Source organism: Bacteroides sp. Phil13 (genome assembly GCF_001940965.1).
Taxonomy (GTDB): domain Bacteria; phylum Bacteroidota; class Bacteroidia; order Bacteroidales; family Bacteroidaceae; genus Bacteroides; species Bacteroides intestinalis.
This window is the reverse complement of record NZ_MSHA01000060.1, coordinates 1-5,754: the sequence shown is the minus strand read 5'-3', so window position 1 is coordinate 5,754 and position 5,754 is coordinate 1. Positions and strand designations below refer to the sequence as shown.

At 43.1% G+C, this 5,754-nt stretch carries 4 protein-coding genes; all 4 read left to right on the top strand.

The window, feature by feature from the left end:
* Positions 1 to 885 precede the first annotated feature (885 nt).
* Genes sppA through thiL form a run of 4 tightly spaced genes read left to right on the top strand, consistent with a single transcriptional unit; the run spans position 886 to position 5,592 of the window.
* Complete coding sequence (gene sppA / locus BWI44_RS11535; RefSeq protein WP_118296588.1) at positions 886 to 2,655, top strand: signal peptide peptidase SppA; 1,770 nt, start codon at positions 886 to 888, stop codon at positions 2,653 to 2,655.
* 12 nt (positions 2,656 to 2,667) lie between these two features.
* Positions 2,668 to 3,771, top strand: coding sequence for a tetraacyldisaccharide 4'-kinase (gene lpxK / locus BWI44_RS11530; protein WP_195209627.1), 1,104 nt, complete (start codon positions 2,668 to 2,670; stop codon positions 3,769 to 3,771).
* Positions 3,728 to 4,537, top strand: a complete 810-nt coding sequence (locus BWI44_RS11525) for a purine-nucleoside phosphorylase (RefSeq protein ID WP_118296590.1) — start codon at positions 3,728 to 3,730, stop codon at positions 4,535 to 4,537. Before lpxK ends, BWI44_RS11525 begins: the two co-directional genes overlap by 44 nt.
* 2 nt (positions 4,538 to 4,539) lie before the next feature.
* Positions 4,540 to 5,592, top strand: a complete 1,053-nt coding sequence (thiL, locus tag BWI44_RS11520; protein ID WP_195209628.1) for a thiamine-phosphate kinase — start codon at positions 4,540 to 4,542, stop codon at positions 5,590 to 5,592.
* Positions 5,593 to 5,754: the final 162 nt, after the last annotated feature.

The following is a 5,754-nucleotide window of genomic DNA, read 5'->3' as shown; positions in this document are numbered from 1 at the left end:
TCCAAATGTTTCGGAAGTTTTTTTTCAAATTTCTTTTCGACTGCCGTATTCTTGGTTGAAATTAGGGCAAAAGGAAAGAAAAACGTTAGGGTTCTTACACCGTTTCTGTCAGAATGTCAATTGCAAGGCTTACCGTCTCTTGGAAAGCGGGTGCAAAAGTAGCGCATATTACAATTCAATCCAAATATATCTACCGTTTTTTCACAGGTTTTTTGAAACTATTTTCTAACTGCTTGACTGATAAGGATGTTGTAGAACATATTTTAGAAAGGAGGTGTGGACGGGCACGGAAGGGTACACATTATATATATACATACGCGCGAGGCAGGAGAAAAGGATACGAAGGAGATTCAAACATTGTTGCAGCCAGAGACTCTACAAAGCTAATTCGGTACAAACTCGGTGTTAACTCGGTACAAATTCGGTTGAAGAGATGATTTTTATAGTTTAAACCGAATTTGATACGGAGAAAAAAGATATTTAGCAAGGAGAAAACTGGAAGGAAGAGAAAAAAAGAAAAGAAGAAAGATAGAAGAGGAAGATATGAAAAGAGGAAGAAAACAGCAGAAAGCAAAAAGGAACTAAGAAGAAAAGAGGGATTCTACCGATTATTTGTGCTTACTTATAAAAAGCAAACAGTAGAATGATTGTGCTTCTTCCAAAACCTCCCTAAGAATCCTTTCATTTCCTGCAAACAACATAAATGTTCGCAAGATATACGTATAATTTGCTCTACTTCCAATTCCAAACGACATAAAGACAACAATATTTTTCAAGAGACAGTGTGACAAAATGAAAAACTTTACGACAGATAGGGTAAATATCAATTCAATTATTTATCTTTGTTAGCTTTTATAAGTTAGCATACAAAAAACAATAACTACAATGAAAGATTTTTTTAAATTTACGCTTGCCACCATCACAGGTATTATCGTGTCATGCGTTGTGTTGTTCTTCGTCAGCATCTTAATACTGTTTAGTATGCTGTCTTCGTCGGAGTCTGAAACACAAGTGCGCAAAAACTCTGTGATGATGCTCGACATGAGAGGTATGCTCTCTGAACGCAGTCAGGACAATCCGTTTGACATGTTCCTGAGTGAAGATGAAACCATTTATGGCTTAGATGACATTTTATCGTCCATTCAAAAGGCTAAGGAAAACGAAAACATAAAGGGTATTTATCTGCAGGCCGGTTCAATGGGTGCAGGTTTTGCTTCTATAGAAGAAATACGCAAAGCATTGGCTGACTTCAAAAACAGCGGCAAATTTATAGTAGCTTACGGTGACCAATATTCACAGCATCTGTATTACTTGGCAAGTGTAGCCGACAAGATAATGCTGAATCCACAAGGTTCAATCGGCTGGTACGGTCTGGCTTCTACTCCGATTTTCTACAAGGACTTGCTGTCTAAAATTGGCGTGGAAATGCAGGTATTCAAAGTAGGTACTTATAAATCGGCTGTAGAACCATTTATCTCCACTGAAATGAGTCCGGCCAACCGCGAACAGGTAGCTGTATTCCTGGATGGCATTTGGGGACAAATGTTGAGTGACATCTCCGAATCAAGAAGTGTAAGCGAAGAAAAGTTGAATGAAGTTGCTGACAAGATGCTGATGTTCTATCCTGCAGAAGACTGCGTGGAATATGGACTAGCAGATACCTTGATATATAAGAATGATGTACGCAACTATCTGAAAACTCTGATAGGCATAGATAAAAAGGACCATATGCCGGTACTGACTTTGAAAGATATGATAAATGTAAAAAAGAATGTTCCCAAAGATAAAAGCGGAAATATTGTTGCTGTATATTATGCTTACGGAGACATCTACAGTGGAAGTTCCCGTACAGACAACGAAAGCAACATCTATTCAGATGAGGTGATCCGCGACTTGCGCAAACTGAAAGAAGACGAAGACGTGAAAGCGGTAGTACTGCGCGTGAATTCTCCGGGTGGTAGTGCTTTCGGTTCAGAACAAATATGGTACGCAGTAACCGAGTTGAAGAAAGAAAAACCGGTGATTGTATCTATGGGTGACTATGCTGCATCAGGTGGTTATTATATTTCTTGTAATGCAGACAGCATCGTAGCTGACCCGACCACGCTGACCGGTTCCATCGGTATCTTCGGCATGTTTCCCAATGTGAAAGGGCTGACAGACAAAATCGGTCTTTCATTCGACGTTGTGAAAACAAATACATATTCTGACTTCGGAATGATGGGACGTGCACTGAATGATGGTGAAAAGGCCTTGATGCAAAATATGGTGAACGAGGGTTATGAACTGTTCGTGAAACGTTGCGCAGAAGGTCGCGGCATGACTACAGACGAAATCAAGAAGATTGCCGAAGGTCGTGTGTGGACAGGTGCCAAAGCCAAAGAACTGGGCTTGGTAGACGAACTGGGCGGGCTGGACAAAGCATTGGAAATGGCTATTGGAAAAGCCGGACTGGATGCTTACACCGTAATGTCTTACCCCGGCAAGAAGAGTTTCTTCGAAACGCTGATGGATACGAATCCGGGTGGATATATCCAATCTCGTATGCTGAAAGGCAAAGTAGGTGAACTTTACAATCAGTTCGATTGGCTGAATAACTTTGAGAACTACGATAAGATTCAAGCACGTGTTCCGTTCGAGTTGAACATCAATTAAAGAAAGGAGTGGATGGAAGAACCGCTGGTTAAGATACACTATTGGCTATACCCCGTCTCGTGGATTTACGGGATGGGAGTATATCTGAGAAATAAACTCTTTGATTGGGGATATTACCAGTCAAAGAGTTTTGACGTACCTGTAGTATGCGTTGGAAACCTCGCTGTAGGCGGAACAGGCAAGACGCCACACACGGAGTATCTTATCAAACTGTTGCAACAGACAGGAGCGAACGTTGCCATGCTGAGCCGCGGTTATAAACGGAAAAGCAAGGGATATGTGCTGGCTACGGAGAAAACAGACGTAAAGCGCATCGGTGACGAACCATATCAGATAAAAACCAAATTCCCGGGTATCCGGGTGGCTGTAGACGAGAATCGTTGTCATGGTATCGAACAACTGATGAAGTTGGACAATCCCAAAGTGGATGTGGTGTTACTGGACGATGCTTACCAGCACCGGCATGTAAAAGCCGGACTGAATATACTGCTGACTGATTTTCACAGGTTGTTCTCAGATGACACCCTGCTTCCGGCAGGGCGATTGCGTGAACCGGAAGATGGCAAAAACCGGGCGCATATCGTGATCGTAACCAAATGTCCGGAAGATATCAAACCAATAGATTTCAATATCATCACGAAAAGGCTAAAACTGTACCCATACCAACAACTTTATTTCTCCTCATTCCGATATGGAGCACTGACACCGCTTTTCGGCAAGAAGCGGAGAACACTCACATCGCTAGAAAAAGACGAACGGGTGTTGCTGGTTACAGGAATCGCTTCGCCCGCACCCTTGGTAGAAAAACTGGAAGCGTATACGCCGCATGTGAACATATGCCAGTTTGACGATCACCATGATTTCAGTAACAAGGATCTGCAAATGATCAAAGAACGCTTTGAGCGTCTGGAAGGAGATAAGAAGCTGATAATCACAACAGAAAAGGATGCGACAAGGTTGCAACATCATCCGGCATTGGCCGAAGCATTGAAACCGTATCTATACGTTTTGCCTATTGAGATAGAATTTTTACAAAATCAACAACATATATTTAACCAGAATATTATTGGCTATGTTAGAGCTCATTCAAGAAACAGCAGCTTACCTAAAAGGTAAAATGCACACACAACCAGAGACAGCAATTATCCTCGGAACCGGTTTAGGCAGTCTCGCCACCGAAATCACTGAGAAGTATGAAATAAAATATGAGGAAATCCCGAACTTCCCCGTATCGACGGTAGAAGGACACAGCGGAAAACTTATATTCGGAAAGTTAGGCAACAAAGATATCATGGCAATGCAGGGACGCTTCCATTACTACGAGGGTTACTCGATGAAAGAAGTAACATTCCCCGTACGTGTGATGCGTGAACTGGGAATCAAAACCCTGTTCGTTTCAAATGCCAGCGGTGGTACGAATCCTGATTTTGAAATCGGCGACCTGATGATTATTACGGATCATATCAATTACTTCCCAGAACATCCGTTGCGTGGCAAGAACATTCCGTATGGCCCGCGTTTCCCGGATATGAGTGAGGCGTATGACAAAGAGCTGATCCGTAAGGCGAATGCTATTGCAGCAGAAAAAGGAATTAAAGTGCAACATGGCGTATATGTCGGTACACAAGGCCCGACATTTGAAACTCCTTCCGAATATAAATTATTCCATATCTTCGGTGCGGATGCAGTAGGTATGTCTACAGTGCCGGAAGTGATTGTTGCCAATCATTGTGGCATCAAAGTGTTCGGTATCTCCGTGATTACCGACCTCGGTGTGGAAGGTAAGATTGTGGAAGTAACGCACGAGGAAGTACAGAAAGCTGCCGATGCTGCACAACCAAAGATGACGGAAATTATGAGAGAATTGATAAACAGAGCGTAATCATGAGAACAGAAATATCAAGCCTCGGTGAGTTCGGTCTTATCCGCCGCCTTACCGAAGGCATTGAACTGAAGAATGAATCAAGCAAGTACGGTGTAGGCGACGATGCCGCCGTACTCTCCTATCCTACCGAAAAGCAGGTTTTGATTACTACCGACTTGCTGATGGAAGGTGTGCATTTCGATTTGATTTATGTCCCACTGAAACATTTAGGCTATAAGGCGGCTGTCGTGAACTTCTCCGACATCTATGCCATGAACGGTACCCCGAAGCAGATAACCGTTTCCCTGGCTCTTTCCAAACGCTTCTCCGTAGAAGATATGGAGGAGCTATATGCAGGTATCCGCCTGGCATGTGAGGAGTACAATGTGGATATCGTAGGTGGTGACACTTCTTCCTCGCTTACAGGACTGGCAATCAGCATCACTTGTATTGGTGAGGCAGATAAGGATAAGGTTATCTACCGGAATGGTGCCAAAGAGACTGATCTAGTTTGTGTGACCGGTGACTTGGGTGCGGCATATATGGGTTTACAGCTATTGGAACGAGAGAAGGTGGCATTAAAAGGGAAGACTGATGTGCAGCCTGATTTCTCCGGAAAAGAATATCTTCTGGAACGTCAGCTAAAACCGGAGGCACGTCGCGATATCATCAAGAAATTAGCGGAAGAAGGGATTCAGCCCACTTCCATGATGGATATCTCGGACGGTTTATCTTCTGAATTGCTGCATATCTGTACGCAAAGTAAAGTAGGTTGCCGTGTTTACGAAGAGCATATTCCTATTGACTACCAGACAGCTGTCATGGCAGAGGAGTTCAACATGAACCTGACTACATGTGCACTGAACGGTGGCGAGGATTATGAATTGCTATTCACCGTCCCCATCTCTGACCACGAAAGGATTTCTGAAATGGAGGGTGTGAAACTGATCGGTCATATCACGAAACCGGAACTGGGTTGTGCTTTGATTACCCGCGACGGCCAGGAATTTGAGTTAAAAGCCCAAGGTTGGAATCCGCTGAAAGACGAAACGACCGAAAATGCAGAAGAATAAAAGGGAGAAGAATAAAAAAACACTTTTTTTATTAAATTATAAACGCTGATACTTAGCCACATAGGCAATTATCAGCGTTTTTTATCCCCAAAGCCCTTGCACAGTCCAAAAGTTTCACTACCTTTGCAACCGCAAAAGAGAAACAATGGTGCCATAGCTCAG

Bases quoted from the DNA above. Each gene is read 5' to 3' on its own strand.
- sppA (WP_118296588.1), top strand. From the start codon at position 886: ATGAAAGATTTTTTTAAATTTACGCTTGCCACCATCACAGGTATTATC.
- lpxK (WP_195209627.1), top strand. From the start codon at position 2,668: ATGGAAGAACCGCTGGTTAAGATACACTATTGGCTATACCCCGTCTCG.
- BWI44_RS11525 (WP_118296590.1), top strand. From the start codon at position 3,728: ATGTTAGAGCTCATTCAAGAAACAGCAGCTTACCTAAAAGGTAAAATG.
- thiL (WP_195209628.1), top strand. From the start codon at position 4,540: ATGAGAACAGAAATATCAAGCCTCGGTGAGTTCGGTCTTATCCGCCGC.